At 62.8% G+C, this 16,231-nt stretch carries 12 protein-coding genes; 8 read left to right on the top strand and 4 right to left on the bottom strand.

All coding sequences use genetic code 11. The features are described 5' to 3' along the window. Positions 1–39: 39 nt before the first annotated feature. Positions 40–279 carry a glutaredoxin family protein gene (locus ABI582_RS14800; RefSeq protein WP_019473185.1) on the bottom strand — a complete coding sequence of 80 codons (240 nt, stop codon included), beginning with the start codon at positions 277–279 and terminating at the stop codon, positions 40–42. A gap of 73 nt (positions 280–352) precedes the next feature. Continuing rightward, a complete protein-coding gene (locus ABI582_RS14795) occupies positions 353–1,561 on the bottom strand; it encodes an ammonium transporter (protein WP_338746605.1) in 1,209 nt (402 codons plus the stop codon). Between the two features lie 312 nt (positions 1,562–1,873). Here ABI582_RS14795 and ABI582_RS14790 point away from each other — a divergent pair, with 312 nt between their 5' ends. From ABI582_RS14790 to dacB, 8 genes are all read left to right on the top strand, one after another. Continuing rightward, positions 1,874–2,188, top strand: a complete 315-nt coding sequence (locus tag ABI582_RS14790; RefSeq protein WP_016500773.1) for a DUF883 family protein — start codon at positions 1,874–1,876, stop codon at positions 2,186–2,188. Positions 2,189–2,197: 9 nt separating this feature from the next. Beyond that, positions 2,198–2,572, top strand: a complete 375-nt coding sequence (locus ABI582_RS14785) for a phage holin family protein (protein ID WP_086974185.1) — start codon at positions 2,198–2,200, stop codon at positions 2,570–2,572. Next, on the top strand, positions 2,569–2,898 hold the full coding sequence (locus tag ABI582_RS14780) for a hypothetical protein (RefSeq protein ID WP_338746603.1): 330 nt from the start codon (positions 2,569–2,571) through the stop codon (positions 2,896–2,898). Before ABI582_RS14785 ends, ABI582_RS14780 begins: the two co-directional genes overlap by 4 nt. 147 nt (positions 2,899–3,045) lie before the next feature. Continuing rightward, positions 3,046–4,377, top strand: a complete 1,332-nt coding sequence (locus ABI582_RS14775; RefSeq protein WP_016500776.1) for a deoxyguanosinetriphosphate triphosphohydrolase — start codon at positions 3,046–3,048, stop codon at positions 4,375–4,377. 285 nt (positions 4,378–4,662) lie between these two features. Further along, positions 4,663–5,280, top strand: a complete 618-nt coding sequence (locus ABI582_RS14770; protein ID WP_338746601.1) for a response regulator transcription factor — start codon at positions 4,663–4,665, stop codon at positions 5,278–5,280. 8 nt (positions 5,281–5,288) lie between these two features. After that, on the top strand, positions 5,289–8,921 hold the full coding sequence (locus ABI582_RS14765) for an ATP-binding protein (RefSeq protein ID WP_442119543.1): 3,633 nt from the start codon (positions 5,289–5,291) through the stop codon (positions 8,919–8,921). A 41-nt stretch (positions 8,922–8,962) separates the two neighbouring features. Next, positions 8,963–9,307 carry a YggL family protein gene (locus ABI582_RS14760; RefSeq protein WP_016500779.1) on the top strand — a complete coding sequence of 115 codons (345 nt, stop codon included), beginning with the start codon at positions 8,963–8,965 and terminating at the stop codon, positions 9,305–9,307. Between the two features lie 186 nt (positions 9,308–9,493). After that, a complete protein-coding gene (gene dacB / locus ABI582_RS14755) occupies positions 9,494–10,951 on the top strand; it encodes a D-alanyl-D-alanine carboxypeptidase/D-alanyl-D-alanine endopeptidase (protein WP_338746599.1) in 1,458 nt (485 codons plus the stop codon). Positions 10,952–11,082: 131 nt separating this feature from the next. Here the strand turns inward: dacB and ABI582_RS14750 are convergent, their stop codons facing one another. After that, the gene (locus ABI582_RS14750; RefSeq protein ID WP_442119542.1) at positions 11,083–13,473 is read right to left on the bottom strand and encodes a diguanylate cyclase; all 2,391 of its coding nucleotides are present in this window, start codon (positions 13,471–13,473) and stop codon (positions 11,083–11,085) included. 94 nt (positions 13,474–13,567) lie between these two features. Beyond that, positions 13,568–15,760 carry a bifunctional 23S rRNA (guanine(2069)-N(7))-methyltransferase RlmK/23S rRNA (guanine(2445)-N(2))-methyltransferase RlmL gene (gene rlmKL / locus ABI582_RS14745; protein WP_338746596.1) on the bottom strand — a complete coding sequence of 731 codons (2,193 nt, stop codon included), beginning with the start codon at positions 15,758–15,760 and terminating at the stop codon, positions 13,568–13,570. Between the last annotated feature and the right edge of the window lie 471 nt (positions 15,761–16,231).

Below are 16,231 nucleotides of genomic sequence, written 5' to 3'. Positions count from 1 at the left end.
CATGGATCATGGAGCAGGGTTGCAACTCCTCTGCTGCCCTCATTGCCCAAGGAACGCCACCACCTGTTCGGCATCGAACGGCCAGTGCAGCTCGGCGGCATTGTCGCAGCGTCGCAGTACCGGAATGATCAGGCCGTAACGCTCGAACAAGGGCTCGCTCTCGGCAATGTCGACCAGCTCCACCAGCAGGCCATGATCGACGAAAGGCATCAGCACAGCCTCGGCCACTTCACACAGGTGGCAGCCGAGGGTGCCGAACAGTTGGCATTCAGGCAGCATGGGGCAGGTCCCGGTTTGGCATGCAGAGAAACCTATTCTAGGTCCGTCGCGCCCGTCATGCACCTGACCTGGCTCAATCCTGGCTGGTAGCGCCGATACGGTGCAACGACAAGTCCGCGCCCTGGAACTCCTGCTCATGGCTCAAGCGCAGCCCATGCAACGCCCGGATTGCACCATAAACGGCAAAGCCTCCGGCCAATGCCACCACCACGCCCATCAGGCTGCCCAGCAACTGGCTGAGCAGGCTTACACCGCCCATGCCGCCCAGTGCCGCCTGGCCAAAGACGCCGCAGGCAATGCCACCCCACACGCCACACAGGCCATGCAGTGGCCACACGCCCAGCACGTCGTCGATCTTCCAGCGGTTCTGCGCTGCGGTGAAGGTCCAGACGAACAACGCGCCGGCCACCAGGCCGGTGGCCAGTGCGCCAATCGGGTGCATCAGGTCGGAGCCAGCGCAGATCGCCACCAGCCCGGCCAACGGCCCGTTGTGCAGAAAGCCCGGGTCGTTACGCCCGGCCAGCAAGGCCGAGAGGGTGCCACCGACCATGGCCATGAGCGAGTTGATCGCCACCAGGCCGCTGACGCCTTGTAGCGTCTGGGCACTCATCACGTTGAAGCCGAACCAGCCGATGATCAGAATCCACGACCCCAACGCAAGGAAGGGAATGCTCGACGGCGCAAACGCCACCAAACGGCCGTCGCGGTAGCGCCCACGGCGCGCGCCCAGCAGCAACACCGCCGCCAAGGCGAGCCAGCCGCCCATGGCATGCACCACCACCGAGCCTGCAAAATCGTGGAAAGGCGCACCGAAGCGGGCCTGCAACCAGGCTTGCAGCCCCAAATTGCCATTCCACACCACGCCCTCGAAGAACGGGTAGATAAACGCCACGATCAACGCCGTGGCACACAATTGCGGCACGAAGCGCGCGCGCTCGGCGATGCCCCCGGAGATGATCGCCGGGATCGCCGCAGCAAACGTAAGCAGAAAGAAGCACTTGACCAGCGCATAGCCATGGTCAACCGCTAGCGCCGCCGCCGGCTGGAAGAAATTGACACCGTAGGCTATCCAATAACCGATGAAGAAATACACCAGCGCCGAGATGGCAAAGTCGCTGAGGATCTTCGACAAGGCGTTGACCTGGTTCTTGTGGCGTACCGTACCCACTTCAAGGAAGGCGAAGCCGGCATGCATGGCCAGCACCAGAATGGCGCCCATGAGAATGAACAGAGTGTTGGAACCGTGGACCAGGGAGTCCATTGCGCTGTGCATGTTTTCCATGAAATAGGCAGACCTGCTGAAAAGGCACCAGGACAGTTCAAGAACCTGCATCCCTGCACCGAATCGGTGCCAGCCCCCTGCCCTGTTTCGGTGACCGGGTTGGAGCCTGCGTGGTTTTTTCTTGGGTTTGTCGTGGATTGGGTTAAGGTTTATCGGTACCCGCTGCGCTCACGCCCTGAATCGGCGCAACAGCTGCCAGCGACGCCCCGCAACGTGGCAATGCCATAGCAAGGCCCATACCAGCACCGGCACTTGAACCTTCCGCGCGTGCTATTACTCGAACTACCATCACTCATCGACAGGGAGAGGCCCATGGCCAGCAAATCGGCAAAGACTGCACAAGAGATACTGATGGCTGACTTCCAGGCTTTGGTCCGTGACACCGAGAGGTTGCTGGCCGACACCGCCAACCTGGCCGGCGACCAGGCCGACGAATTGCGCGAACAGATTCACGACCGCCTGACCCAGGCTCGCGAAACCCTGCAACTGACCCAGGACTCTGTACGCGAACGCGGCCAGGCCGCGCTGGGCAGCGCCGAGCAGTACGTGCAGGAAAACCCGTGGCAGGCGATCGGCATCGCGGCCGGCGTCGGCCTGTTGATCGGCCTGCTGGCCAACCGGCGCTAAGGGGTTCCCATGGAGAATGACGCCAACGGCGCCAGCGCCTCGGGCAAGCGCCTGGGCGCGGCTGCGCTGGGGCTGCTGCACAGCCATATCGAACTGTTCGGCATCGAGTTGCAGGAGCAAAAGGGCCGCACCTTGCGTCTGCTGCTGTTCGCAGGCCTCGCCTTGGTGTTCGCGCTGCTGTTGCTGACGGCCCTTTCCGGGTTGTTGCTGGTGCTGCTGTGGGACAGCTATCGCCTGGCCGGTATCATCGGCCTGTGCGTGTTCTACGGTCTTGCAGCGCTGTACTGCGGGTTGCGCCTGAAGGCAGCGGTGTTCGACGAATCGTCGCCATTTGGGGCCACCCTCGATGAACTCGCCAAGGACCGGGAGCGCCTGTTGCCATGAGCCTGCCTCAACTGCCAAACACCCGTAACCCGCGCGAACTGCGCAAAGCACTGCTGCGCCTGCGCATGGAGATGCACCGCCAGGAAATCCGCCATGAGTCCGGGCAACTGATGGAACCACTGCGCCGCGTGCGCGGCATGGGCAGCTCGCTGCACGAAGGGCTGGGGATCAAGCATGCGCCTTTGTGGGGGATTGGTGCCGTGGTGGCGATGGGTTTCCTCACCGGCAAGGGTGTGCGCAGCGGTAACCTGGCGCGGTTGGTTCGCCTGGGCAGCAGCCTGCTGCCGCTGGTGCGCCTGTACCTGCAGGGCAACCGTCGCCCCTGAACACTGCACGTTCCTTTGCAGGAGCAGCCTTGGGCTGCGAAGGGGCCGGCCCGGCGACACATGTGTATCGTTCAAACGGGCCTCTTCGCAGCACAAGGCTGCTCCTACAGGATATGCTGCTTCCTTCGATCCACAGGAGAATGCGCCTTGGACTGGCACACCCTGCTCACCCGCGAACGCCTGGGCAAAGCCCTCTACAGCGCCGATGAACTCGGGCGCAGCCCCTTCCACAAAGACCATGACCGCATCATCTTCTCCGGTGCCTTCCGCCGCCTCGGGCGCAAGACCCAGGTGCACCCGGTTACCAGCAATGACCATATCCACACGCGTCTCACCCACTCGCTGGAAGTCAGCTGCGTAGGTCGCTCGCTCGGTATGCGCGTCGGCGAAACCCTGCGCGACAACCTGCCTGACTGGTGCGCCCCCAGCGACCTGGGGATGATCGTGCAGTCAGCTTGCCTGGCCCATGACATCGGCAACCCTCCCTTCGGCCACTCCGGCGAGGACGCCATCCGCCACTGGTTCCAGCAGGCCGCCGGGCGTGGCTGGCTGGATGACATGAGCGACGACGAGCGGGCTGATTTCCTGAATTTCGAGGGCAATGCCCAAGGCTTTCGCGTACTCACCCAGCTGGAGTACCACCAGTTCGACGGCGGTACGCGGCTGACCTACGCCACCCTCGGCACTTACCTCAAGTACCCCTGGAGCGCGCGCCATGCCGACGCTTTGGGCTACAAGAAGCACAAGTTCGGCAGCTACCAGAGCGAACTGCCCCTGCTCGAACAGATCGCCCGCAAGCTCGGCATGCCACAACTGGAAGAGCAGCGCTGGGCGCGCCACCCGCTGGTGTACCTGATGGAGGCCGCCGATGACATCTGCTATGCGCTGATCGACCTGGAAGACGGCCTGGAAATGGAGTTGCTGGAATACGCCGAGGTCGAAACGCTGCTGCTTGACCTGGTCGGTGAAGACCTGCCAGAAACCTACCGCCAGCTCGGCCCACGCGATTCCCGCCGGCGCAAACTGGCGATTCTGCGTGGCAAGGCTATCGAGCACCTGACCAACGCTGCCGCCCACGCCTTTGTCGAGCAGCAGCAGGCCTTGTTGGCCGGGCACCTGGCGGGCGACCTGGTGGAGCATATGCACGGCCCGGCCAAACGCTGCGTGCTGCAGGCCAAGGACATGGCGCGTAACAAAATCTTCCAGGACAAGCGCAAGACCCTGCACGAAATCGGCGCCTACACCACCTTGGAGATTCTGCTCAACACCTTTTGTGGCGCAGCGCTCGAACAGCACGGCGGGCGCACCCCCTCGTTCAAGAGCCGCCGGGTACTGGACCTGATCGGCAACAATGCCCCGGACCCGCATGCTTCGCTGCACAGCGCCTTCCTGCGCATGATCGACTTCATCGCCGGGATGACCGATAGCTATGCCAGCGAAATGGCCCGGGAAATGACCGGGCGCTCGAGCCCAACCTGAAGCATGTCGGTGCAGCCCCGGCCCTTGAGCCAGTGCTGCGCCGCGAACTATAGGACACTTCCTACATATACTGACGGCAAGTTAAACAGAATGAATAAACACCCATGAAAAGTTACCAATCACGCTTTGACATTGCGTCAAACACACAAATTTCGTAGCCCGTTTTGTTTTATCTTGTAAGCCATTTCCCATAAGGGGCGAATCGCCCTTCCTCGTATGCCCGATGACTTCCAACTGCGATAAGGTGCCGGCTGCCCCCCTCAATCGCCCGCAGGGAAGTTGAACATGCATTCCATATTTATAGTCGATGATCATCCGGTCATCCGCCTGGCCGTCCGGATGTTGCTGGAAAACCAGAATTACAAGATTGTCGGGGAGTCCGACAATGGCGTGGACGCCATGCAGATGATTCGTGAAGCCGCTCCCGACCTGGTCATCCTTGACATCAGCATACCCAAGCTAGACGGACTGGAGGTGCTTTCCCGCTTCCAGGCCATGGCCCTGCCATTGAAGGTTCTGGTATTGACCGCGCAGTCTCCCGCTTTGTTTGCAGTGCGTTGCATGCACTCCGGCGCCGCGGGCTATGTGTGCAAGCAGGAAGACCTGAGCGAACTGCTCAGTGCAATCAAGGCGGTACTGGCCGGCTACAACTATTTCCCCAGCCAGGCAATAAAGCATAACCAGGCAACCGATACCGAGCTGCAACTTTTCCGCCATGTAAATGACCGCGAACTGATGGTACTGCAACTCTTCGCCCAAGGCCGCAGCAACAAGGAAATTGCCAAGGGCATGTTCCTCAGCAGCAAGACTGTCAGCACCTACAAGAAGCGCCTCATGCACAAACTTCAGGTCAGTACACTGGTTGACCTGATCGAAATAGCCAAACGCAACGCGCTGGTCTGAGGGTGGTCATGCCGCACCCAATTGCTCGCCTGCTGCTCGCCTTGCTCCTGTTCAGCGGCGTAGCGCAAGCCACCCATCAAGAGGCCTCGTCCTATACGTTACTGGCTCGGTCATCGGCCAAGCCGACCCAACCCATGCTCACGGCCGAACAACTGCAATGGCTCGAAGGCCGCCAGGAACTGGTACTGGGCACGTCAGCGCCGGACTACCCGCCGTTCGACATCACCAGTGGCGGCCGCGACTACCAGGGCCTCACCGCCGAGTACGCGAGCCTGATCGGCACAGCCCTGCAGTTACCCGTGCGGGTGCTGCGTTTCCCCAGCCGGCAGGCGGCAGTGGAGGCGCTCAGGCATGGTGATATCGACCTGCTTGGCAGCGCCAATGGCTACGAAGCGGCCAGCGACGGCCTGGCGCTGTCGCAACCGTACGCCGTTGACCAGCCGGTGCTGGTAACACGCGAAGACGAAAGCCGGGCGCTCGACATGGACCTGGCCGGCATGCGCCTGGGCATGCTTTATCATTACCTGCCCAAGCAGGAGGTACGCAGCACCTACCCCATGGCCGAGCTGCTGGCCTTTGGCTCCTCCAGCCAGGCCTTGAACGCCGTGGCATTCGGGCAGGCAGACGTGTACATCGGCGATACCATCTCCACCCACTATCTGCTTAACCGCGGCCACCTGCCGCGTCTGCGCATGGCCAATTTCGGCAAGCACGAGGCCATCGGCTTCGGCTTTGCCTTGCGCCAGCAGGACACGCTGCTGCTGGAGGTGGTGAACGCCACACTGGACAGCCAGCCTCCCGCCCTGCGCGCCAGCATCTTCAAACGCTGGAGCGCCGGCAGCGATCTGCTGCTGACCGAGCGCAAGCTGCAACTGACCGATGCCGAAGAACAATGGCTGCAAGATCACCCGGTGATGCGCGTGACGATCGATGATACGGCTGCGCCGCTATCGTATTTCGATGGCTCGGGGCATTTTCGCGGTATCACCGCCGACCTGCTGGAGTTCATCAGCCTGCGCACCGGCTTGCGTTTTGAAGTGCAGCGTACCAGCGGCATCGCCGACATGATCGCCCGCCTCAAGGATGGCCGCGCAGATGTGATTGCCGCACTGGCCACCGGCGCGGTGACAGACGACGACCTGCAAGTCAGTCGGCCCTATCTGGAGAGCGCCTTCGTGCTGGTAGGCCGCAAGGACGACAAGGCCCTGAGCACCCTGGAGCAGTTGCAGGGGCATCGCGTGGCCATTACCCGCTACAGCGCGATGAACGCCATGCTCTCGCGGCACTATCCGACAATCGGCTGGGTCGAGACCGAAAGTGCGTTCTATTCCATGGCATTGCTCAACAGCGGGGCGGTGGACGCAGTGATCACCACGTTGCTCGACGCCAACCATGCCTTGGCCAGCAACCCCGGACTGGTCATCCGCACCACGGTCGGGAGCGAGCCTGCCAACTTTGCCATGGCCACCAGCACCCCGTCACAGGCGATGATGTCGATCCTCGACAAGGCGTTGCTGAGCATTTCGCCAGAAGAGCTGGGGGTAATCAACAACCGCTGGCGCGGCTTTGGGCAGCACGACGATGGCAACAGCAAAGACTACAGCCAGCTTGCACTACAGGTGGTGCTGGGCATGGTCGCGCTGCTGTTGCTGGCCTTGCTCTGGAACGCCCGCCTGCGCCTGCAGATCCGCCAGCGCCAACGCGCCGAACGAGCTCTGAACGACCAACTGGCGTTCATGCGCGCCCTGCTCAACGGCACCCCTCATCCCATGTACGTGCGTGACCGCGACGCCTGCCTGCAAAGCTGCAATTACAGCTATCTGGAAGCCGTGCAGGCCCGCTCCGACGAAGTCATCGGCAAACAGCTGGACGGCAGCCTGTTTGCCGACGAAGAGCAAACCCGGCAGATTCAGGCCGACTACCTGAAGGTCATGGCCGCAGGCTCGCCGTTGATCATGGACCGGCCACTGCGGATCAAGGGCCGCGAAATGACCATCTATCACTGGATACTGCCGTACCGCGACTCGCTGGGAGAGGTCCAGGGCATCATCGGCGGCTGGATCGACATCAGCGAGCGCCGCCAGTTGGTCATGGAACTGCGTCAGGCCAAGCAGCAGGCCGACGATGCCAACCGTGCCAAGAGCACCTTTCTGGCCACCATCAGCCATGAAATCCGCACCCCGATGAACGCCGTCATCGGCATGCTCGAACTGGCAGCCAAACGCGCCGAACAAGGTCGCGTGGACCGCAGCGCAATAGAACTGGCACACCATTCAGCCAAGGACCTGCTCGGCCTGATCGGCGATATTCTCGACATCGCGCGCATCGAGTCCGGGCACTTGTCCCTGGCCCCGGAGGCCGTTGACCTTGCAGCACTGGTCGAATCGGTAGGGCGTATTTTCGAGGGGCAGGCGCGCCAGAAAGGCCTTGCCCTGGAGGTGATGATTGCACCCGCCGCCCGCTGCCACGCACTGCTCGATCCCCTGCGCTTCAAACAGGTGTTGTCCAACCTGGTGAGTAATGCCATCAAGTTCACCGAGCATGGTCAGGTCCGTATCAGCGTCAGTCTGCAGGATGACGGCAACACCACGCCCGCAGTGCTGGAACTGGAAGTGCGCGACAGTGGCATCGGCATCCATGCCGACGACCTGCAACGCCTGTTCAATCCGTTCATCCAGGCCAACCCCCACAGCCAGGGCGCCCGTGCCGGTACCGGGCTGGGCCTGGCCATCTGCCGCAGCCTGTGCGAAATGATGGGCGGCAGCCTGACCATCAAGAGCCTGGAAGACGTTGGCACCCAGGTGCGCCTGAAGATGCCGCTGCAGCGTATTGACGCCGCCCCACCCCCAGCGCTGCTCCTTGAGCACCTCGATGTGCCTGACCCGCGGCTGAACGTACTGGTGATCGACGACCACCCGGCCAATCTGCAACTGATGGCGCAGCAGCTCGGCTACCTGGGCCTGCCGCACGCCAGCGCCCGCGATGGCCGCGAAGGCCTGGCCGCCTGGCGCGCAGGCGACTTCGATGTGCTGGTGCTCGACTGCAACATGCCACACATGAACGGATACCAACTGGCGACCGCCGTCCGTGCCGAAGAACGCCATGGCAAGCGGCTGCGCTGCACCATTCTCGGCTACACCGCCAACGCGCAGCCAGAGGTGCGCCGCCAGTGCCTGAGCGCCGGTATGGACGACTGCCTGCTCAAGCCGATCAGCCTGGGCACCCTCAGCCAGCGCCTGGCGAGCATTCGCCCGCGCCGCCAGCAAAAGCCGCGGCGCAAGCTGTACCATCTGGACGGCCTGGCTGCAGTGGTCGGGCATGACCCTGCCGACCGCCAGCGCTTCCTGCTGGCCTTGCAGCAAAGCCTGCAGGCCGACCTGGGCAGCTTGATGGCGCTGCATCCGGAGCATGACAGCGATGCCATTGCCGAGCAGGCCCACAAGGTGCTGAGTGCGGCGCGCATGCTGGAAGCACCCGAGCTGATGCGCGCTTGCCAGGCGCTGGAGGCCCGCGGCCTGCCTACTTGCCAGTTGCGCCTGCGGCGCCAGGCACTGGCGCGGCACATGTGCCGTGTGGAAAGGGCTCTGGCCAAGGAACTGGCCACTGAGGCATGCACTGAGGCAGGCAGCCAGACGTGTTAACTGGTAGACTGCGCGGCGTTATTACCTAAGAGGATTGTTTCATGGCCACAAACCGCTCCCGTCGTCTGCGCAAAAAGCTGTGTGTCGACGAGTTTCAGGAATTGGGCTTCGAGCTGAACCTGGAATTCAAGGAAGATCTGGATGACCAGGCAATCGATGCTTTCCTCGATGCGTTCCTGGAAGAAGCGATGGACGCCAACGGCCTGGACTATGTAGGCGGTGACGATTACGGCCTGGTGTGCTCGGTCAAACGCGGCTCGGCCAGCGAAGAACAGCGCGCTGCCGTTGAAACCTGGCTCAAGGGCCGTAGCGAACTGACCAAGATCGAAGTCAGCCCGCTGCTGGACGCCTGGTACCCGGAAAAGCCGATCAACAAGGCTGAGTGATACCTGCCTGGCTTGATCGCTGAAAAGGCTGCCCTTGCGGGTGGCCTTTTTTATTGGCGGTGCTTTTCCGTCGAACGTGGCGCATCGTCGCTACGCTTGGGGCATAATGCGTACTCTTTCGTCGTGGGGCCATCACCTCTTACAGCCCCAATGCCCTTTTCCCTCGCCGCAGGGTATTTATCCATTATGATCAAAACGCTTCGTCCCTTCATTCTTGCAAGCCTGCTGTTGCCACTCGCATTGCCCAGCCAGGCCGCCGCCGTCAATACCACCCTGCCCGCCAAAGTGCAGCAGGCGCTCAAGGCCAACAAGCTGCAGGACACAGCCCTGTCGCTGGTAATGCTGCCGCTGGACGGCCCGGGCACGCCGACTGTGTTCAATGCCGACGTTTCGGTAAACCCGGCCTCGACCATGAAACTGGTCACCACCTACGCTGCCCTCGAACTGCTTGGCCCGACCTTCCAGTGGAAAACCGAGTTCTATACCGACGGCACCCTGAGCAACGGCGTGCTCAATGGCAACCTGTACCTCAAAGGTGGCGGCGACCCTAAACTGAACATGGAAAAGCTGTGGCTGCTGATGCGTGACCTGCGCGCCAATGGCGTGCGCACCATCACCGGTGACCTGGTGCTGGACCGCAGCCACTTCGTGCAGCCCAACCTGCCACAGTTCAACGATGACGGTGGCGATGAGAACAAGCCGTTCCTGGTCAAGCCCGATTCGCTGCTGGTCAACCTCAAGGCCCTGCGCTTCGTGGCCCGCAACGATGGGGGCAAAGTCACCGTCGCGGTCGAGCCACCGATTGCCAGCATCCGTATCGACAACCAGGTCAAGGCGGTGGCTTCGAAGCAGTGCACTGGCGATGTGCGCTACAACCCGGTACCCCAGGCCGATGGCATCAGCGTAACCGTCAGTGGCCAGCTGGGTGACGGCTGCAACTCGCAGACCTACCTGTCGCTGCTCGACCACGCAACCTACGCCGCCGGTGCCGTGCGCGCGATCTGGAACGAGCTGGGCGGCAGCATCCAGGGTGGCGACCGCATCCAGAACGTGCCCAAGAGTGCTCGCCTGCTGGCCCGCGCCTTCTCGCCAGACCTGGTGGAAGTGATCCGCGACATCAACAAATACAGTAACAACACCATGGCCCAGCAGCTGTTCCTGAGCCTTGGCGCACAGTTCCGCACCGATGCCGATGGTGACGATGCCCGCGCCGCCCAGCGCGTAGTGCGCCAATGGCTGGCGAAAAAGGGCATTACCGCGCCGCACCTGGTGATGGAGAACGGCTCTGGCCTGTCGCGTGCCGAGCGGGTCAGCACCCGGGAAATGGCGCAGATGCTGCAGGCTGCCTGGAAGAGCCCCTACGCTGCCGAGTTCATGAGTTCGATGCCGCTGGTAGGCATGGACGGCACCATGCGCAAGCGCCTGAAGCGCACCGCCATGACCGGTGAAGGCCACATCAAGACCGGCACGCTGAATACCGTGCGGGCGATTGCCGGCTTCAGCCGCGACAGCAACGGCCACACCTGGGCGGTGGCGGCGATTCTCAACGACCCGAAACCGTGGGGTGCCTCGCAGGTGCTCGACCAGGTGCTGCTCGACCTGTATCGCCAGCCGAAGCTGGCCGGTAGCACCGCGGCCAACTGATTGGTCAGCCAGTACCGGCCCTTTCGCGGCTAAAGCCGCTCCCACAGGTACTGCACAGGCCTCAAGTGCTGTGAAGATCCTGTGGGAGCGGCTTTAGCCGCGAAAGGGCCAGTACCGACAACTGGCAGCTATCAGGCGGATTCCCCTTCCACCCGGTCCCGCCCGGCCTGCTTGGCTGTATAGACACCCGCATCAGCCCGCAGCAGCAAGGCATCGGCGCCCTCCCCCGGCCGCCAGCCCGCCACACCAAAACTCGCGGTCACCTGGCCCACGCCCTCCACCGGCAGCGTGCGCACCCCGTGCCATAACTCAAGCGCCAGCAACCGCGCCTGCTCGGCATCGCTGCCCGGGCACAACACCATGAATTCTTCCCCACCCAGCCGGCAGAACACATCAGTACGCCGCAAGCGCTGGCCAATACGCTGGCACAAGCTGCGCAGCACGCGGTCGCCCATGGCATGGCCAAAGCGGTCGTTGATGCATTTGAAGTGATCGATGTCGAGCATGATCACGGCCAACGCCAGGCCGTCGCGCTGGGCGCGCTCCAGTTCAACCTTGAGCCGGTCCTGGAAGTAGCGGCGGTTATGGATGCCGGTCAGCGAGTCGGTCACCGACAACGCCCGCAATTCCTCCTCCACACCCTTGAGGTCGGAGATATCCGTCAGGTAGCCATGCCACAGGGTGCAGCCTTGCTCCCCCACTTCTGGCGTCGCTTCGCCACGAACCCAGCGCAGGCCGGCACGCGGCAGGCACACCCGGTATTCCTCGCGCCAGGGCGCCAGGTGCTCGGCAGAGTAACGCACCGAGCGGCGCACGCGGTCCAGGTCATCGGGGTGGATGCGCTCGAACACCAGCGTGGCATCCTCGCGCAATTGCTGCAGGTCCACTTCGTAGATGTCGTACAGGCCTTGGCTGGCATAGGGAAAGCACGAATGGCCGTTGGCATCCAGGCGATACTGGTAAATGCCCCCCGGCACCTCGGCACTGAGCTTTTCCAGCAGCCGGTCGCGCGCCGCCAGCGCCTCGTGTACCCGACGCCGCTCGGTGACATCGATGCAGATGGCCAGGTAGCCAACCCACAAACCCTGTTCATCCAGCATGGCGGTAACCAGCATGTTGGCCACCAACTGGCTGCCATCGGCGCGCAACAAGGTCCATTCTCCAGGTTCGGCGCCATGCGCTTGCACGGTTTCGGCGAACATGGCCTGGCCACCGGCAATCGGGCGACCATAGCGCAGGCTCAGGGCATGGCCACGCTGGCTCAGTTCCTCGGGCAGCACCAGGTTCTCAAGGCGCAACTGGCCGATCGCCTCGCTGGCCGGGTAACCGAACATACGCTCTGCGCCGGCATTGAAGGTACTGACCACACCCTTGAGGTTGGTGGCGATGATTGCCACCTGGGTCGCCGCATCCAGCACGCTGCGCAGCTGGTTGTGGGTGCCCCGCAGCGACTGCTCGCTGACCCGCAGTTCGGCGGTGCGCTGCTCGACCAGGGCCAAGGCGCGTTGCCGCTGGCTGAACAGGCTGTAGAGCAAGGCACTGAGCAGCAGGCTCAACAACCCACCCAGCAGGACCACCGCCAGCACTGCCGACGAACGATTGGCCTGCACGAACGCCAGGCTCGGCAGGATGCTCAACTGGAAGTGGTGATCGGCCAGGTGCAACAGCTGATTGCTGGCCAGCGACAAGGGGGCGACCTGGTTCAGCGAGTCGAACATCACTTCCGGCCCCTGCAACCCGGACGGATCAACGATACGCACCACCAGGTTGTCATCCGCCGCCACTGGCCGCCCATCACTGACCAGCTCGCGCATGCTCAGCAAGGCCGTCACATAGCCTACTGCTGCGCCATGCGGATTAGCGTCGGAAAACACCGGCGCCACCAGCAGCAAGCCACGCGCGTATGAAGGGATCTCGTAAATGGCCAGGGGTTCGGACACCGCCATGCTGCCAGGCCCGAGAGCCCGTGCCAGGGCAGCCTGGGATGCAGCCTGGCCGGCAAGGTCCAGCCCATAGGGCAGCCCTGGCATTTCACCAGATTGGGTATACAGCACAGGGAAGTAATGGTCGCGCAGCGGCGCGGGGTGCCACTGGCCTTGTGCATCCTGGTCACGGATCACATAGCCTGGGCCTGAATGCTCACTGGCATGGCGCTCGAACTCGGCGCGTTGCGCAGCTTCGACACGCGGCGCCCAGGCGTAGGCCAGGGTGCGCTGCAGCAATGGCCGGGCGTAACCGTCAAATTCGAGCGGGGTGACTTCGTTGGAAAAGCTGAAGAACCGCCGCAGGCCGTCCAGGCGCTGCTGCTGTTCATCAAAACGCTCGGCAATGCGGCTGAAGCGCTCGCTGGCCAGCAACTCGAAACGCTGGCGCAACTGCTGTTTGTAGAAACTATGCGCAGCAAGCGCCAAGGCGGCCGTCAACAGGCCGCCCGCCACCAAAGCCACCAGCGCCACCGCCCAGGCGGACAGCGCTTCTGTGCACAGGCCAAATAACCGCGCACGCACGCCACACTTTGACATACACCCATCTCGTCACGTCAGCGTCCTGCGGATTATCTTGCCCTGCCCTCATTTATAGCTATTGGCCATTAGCCGCGCAATGTACCTCGTCGGCTCAACGCAATTGCAGGCGCCAGGCGCGATGGATCCGGTTATTACGGGCAAAGTCCGGGTCCAGGGTCTGGGCGGTGATTTCCTCTACGGCGTAACGCGCCATCAAGTGCTCGTCGAGCTGGAACTTGCGGAAGTTGTTGGAGAAATACAACACACCCTCCGGCGCCAGGCGAGCCATGGCCAGGTCCAGCAGTTGCACGTGGTCACGCTGCACGTCGAACACGCCTTCCATGCGCTTGGAGTTGGAGAAGGTTGGCGGGTCGATGAAGATCAGGTCGTAGCTGTCGCGGTTAGCTTCCAGCCATGCCATCACATCGCCCTGCTCCAGGCGGTTGCGCTCGGAGAAGCCATTGAGCGCCAGGTTGCGCCGCGCCCAGTCGAGGTAGGTTTTCGACAAATCGACACTGGTAGTGCTGCGTGCGCCGCCCTTGGCCGCATGCACCGAAGCCGTGGCGGTGTAACAGAACAGGTTGAGGAAACGCTTGCCGGCAGCCTCGCGCTGGATACGCATGCGCATCGGGCGGTGGTCAAGGAACAGCCCGGTGTCGAGGTAGTCGGTGAGGTTGACCAGCAGCTTGACGCCACCTTCGTTCACCTCCTGGAAGCGGCCCTCGGTGGCCTGGCGCTCGTACTGGCGCGTACCACTCTGCCGCTCGCGGCGCTTGAGCACTACACGCTGCGGCGAAATACCCAGTGCCTGGGGGATGGCTGCCAGGGCATCGAGCAGGCGCGATTGAGCCTTCTCCGGGTCGATCGAACGTGGCGCGGCGTACTCCTGCACATGCACCCAGTCGTGGTACAGGTCGACCGCCAGGGCGTACTCGGGCATGTCGGCATCGTACAGGCGGTAGCAGTCAACCTGCTCGCGGCGGGCCCACTTGCCCAGTTGCTTGAGGTTCTTCTGCAGGCGGTTGGCAAACATCTGCGCCCCTTCCGACAGGCGCGCCGGCTCACTGGCTACCGGCGCTTGCTCACGGATATCGGCGTTGTCAGCCTGCGCTTCGCGGCGCTCACCTGTTACGAACTGGTCGGGCTGCACCTTGAACAGCAGCAGCTTGCACGGCAAAGCGCCGTTCCAGAACGCGTACTGCTTGTGGCTGCGAATACCCATGCGCTTGCCCAGCTGAGGCGCGCCGGTGAACACCGCCGCCTCCCAGCCCATGCAGGCCTGGCGCAGGCGCTCGCCCAGGTTCTGGTAGAGGTACAGCAGGCTGGCTTCGTCACCCAGGCGCTCGCCATAGGGCGGGTTGCTGATGACCAGGCCTTTCTGGTTTTGGTCCGGGCGCGGCTCGAAGGTACTGACCTCGCCCTGATAGATTTTCACCCAGTCGCCCAGGCCGGCGCGCTCGACGTTGTTGCGCCCCGGCTGGATCAGCCGCGGGTCGGCTTCGTAACCGCGGATCCACAGCGGGGGCTTGGCCAGGCCAGCCTGCGCCCGCGCCTGCGCCTCATCGTGCACCTTGCGCCACAGCGCCGGCACGTGGCCGAGCCAGGCGCTGAAACCCCAACGTTCACGCTTGAGGTTGGGCGCGATATCTGCAGCGATCATGGCCGCTTCGACCAGGAAGGTACCCACACCGCACATCGGGTCCGCCAGTGCGCCACCTTCGGCGGCAATGCGCGGCCAGCCCGAGCGGATCAGCACTGCTGCCGCCAGGTTTTCCTTCAGCGGCGCAGCACCTTGCTGCAGGCGATAGCCGCGCTGGTGCAGGCTGTGGCCAGACAGGTCGAGGGAAAGAATGGCCTCGCCACGGTCCAGGCGCAGGTGCACACGCACGTCGGGGTCGATCTTTTCCACCGACGGGCGCAGGCCTTCGCGGTTGCGCAGCTTGTCGACGATCGCATCCTTGACCTTCAGCGCACCGAAGTGGGTGTTGTCGATGCCCGAGCCATGGCCGCTGAACTCCACCGCCAGGGTGCCGTCGGCTGCCAGGTGGTCGGCCCAGTCAACCGCGTTGACGCCGTCATAAAGGTCGTCGGCGTTCTTCATGGAGAACCGCTTGAGCACCAGCAGCACCCGGTTGGCCAGGCGCGACCATACGCACAGGCGGTAGGCGGTTTCCATGTCGGCGGCGCCGCGAATGGCCGAGGTGTGCTCACGCACCTCGTCAAGGCCAAGGCCCTTGGCCTCTTCGGCAAGCAGGCTTTCGAGGCCTTTGGGGCAGGTGAGGTAGAGTTCGAAACGGTCCGACATGAGTATTCCAGAGCCTTGGGCTATTTGACTGACGAGGCGACGCATCGCCACGCGATGTTTGCCCGCATGCCTTTCCAGCAGGCGTGCGGGTGGCCCTTTCTGGCACATAAGCGTGCCGCGAAAGGCCGGGCCGCCTGACCGATCTGCGCTCGGCCAACTGGCAAAGACAGCTTAGATCATCAGGCAGTACAAAAAATTCTGACGATGCCGGGGCCTGTGTGACCCTTCGTCGCATTTAAAATTATTTCTGTCACCCGCGAGCAACGCTGGCGAAATGACGTCAATGATCAGCAAACCCCGATCATAGCGGGCTCAACCTCAAATAAGGTTAAGTCGCATTTATTTACTTATCCCCTGACCCTATGAAACGTTACGTGCTTATGACAAATCGATCATTCACACCGTGACTCGCATTCGTTAGAACTGGTCTCAGGCCGCTTCGCAACGAGGCGGCACTTTCAGCTCGCCACG

Origin of the sequence: Pseudomonas sp. SAS7, assembly GCF_052112345.1 — a bacterium.
Lineage (GTDB): Bacteria > Pseudomonadota > Gammaproteobacteria > Pseudomonadales > Pseudomonadaceae > Aquipseudomonas > Aquipseudomonas putida_Q.
Note: the sequence above shows the minus strand (reverse complement) of the source record. Positions and strands in the feature narration are given on the sequence as shown.

What these genes read in the sequence shown, in the direction of transcription:
- dacB (WP_338746599.1), top strand. Translation starts at nt 9,494, where the DNA reads ATGATCAAAACGCTTCGTCCCTTCATTCTTGCAAGCCTGCTGTTGCCA.
- ABI582_RS14785 (WP_086974185.1), top strand. Translation starts at nt 2,198, where the DNA reads ATGGAGAATGACGCCAACGGCGCCAGCGCCTCGGGCAAGCGCCTGGGC.
- ABI582_RS14760 (WP_016500779.1), top strand. Translation starts at nt 8,963, where the DNA reads ATGGCCACAAACCGCTCCCGTCGTCTGCGCAAAAAGCTGTGTGTCGAC.
- ABI582_RS14765 (WP_442119543.1), top strand. Translation starts at nt 5,289, where the DNA reads ATGCCGCACCCAATTGCTCGCCTGCTGCTCGCCTTGCTCCTGTTCAGC.
- ABI582_RS14780 (WP_338746603.1), top strand. Translation starts at nt 2,569, where the DNA reads ATGAGCCTGCCTCAACTGCCAAACACCCGTAACCCGCGCGAACTGCGC.
- ABI582_RS14770 (WP_338746601.1), top strand. Translation starts at nt 4,663, where the DNA reads ATGCATTCCATATTTATAGTCGATGATCATCCGGTCATCCGCCTGGCC.
- ABI582_RS14800 (WP_019473185.1), bottom strand. Translation starts at nt 279, where the DNA reads ATGCTGCCTGAATGCCAACTGTTCGGCACCCTCGGCTGCCACCTGTGT.
- ABI582_RS14750 (WP_442119542.1), bottom strand. Translation starts at nt 13,473, where the DNA reads ATGTCAAAGTGTGGCGTGCGTGCGCGGTTATTTGGCCTGTGCACAGAA.
- ABI582_RS14795 (WP_338746605.1), bottom strand. Translation starts at nt 1,561, where the DNA reads ATGGAAAACATGCACAGCGCAATGGACTCCCTGGTCCACGGTTCCAAC.
- ABI582_RS14790 (WP_016500773.1), top strand. Translation starts at nt 1,874, where the DNA reads ATGGCCAGCAAATCGGCAAAGACTGCACAAGAGATACTGATGGCTGAC.
- rlmKL (WP_338746596.1), bottom strand. Translation starts at nt 15,760, where the DNA reads ATGTCGGACCGTTTCGAACTCTACCTCACCTGCCCCAAAGGCCTCGAA.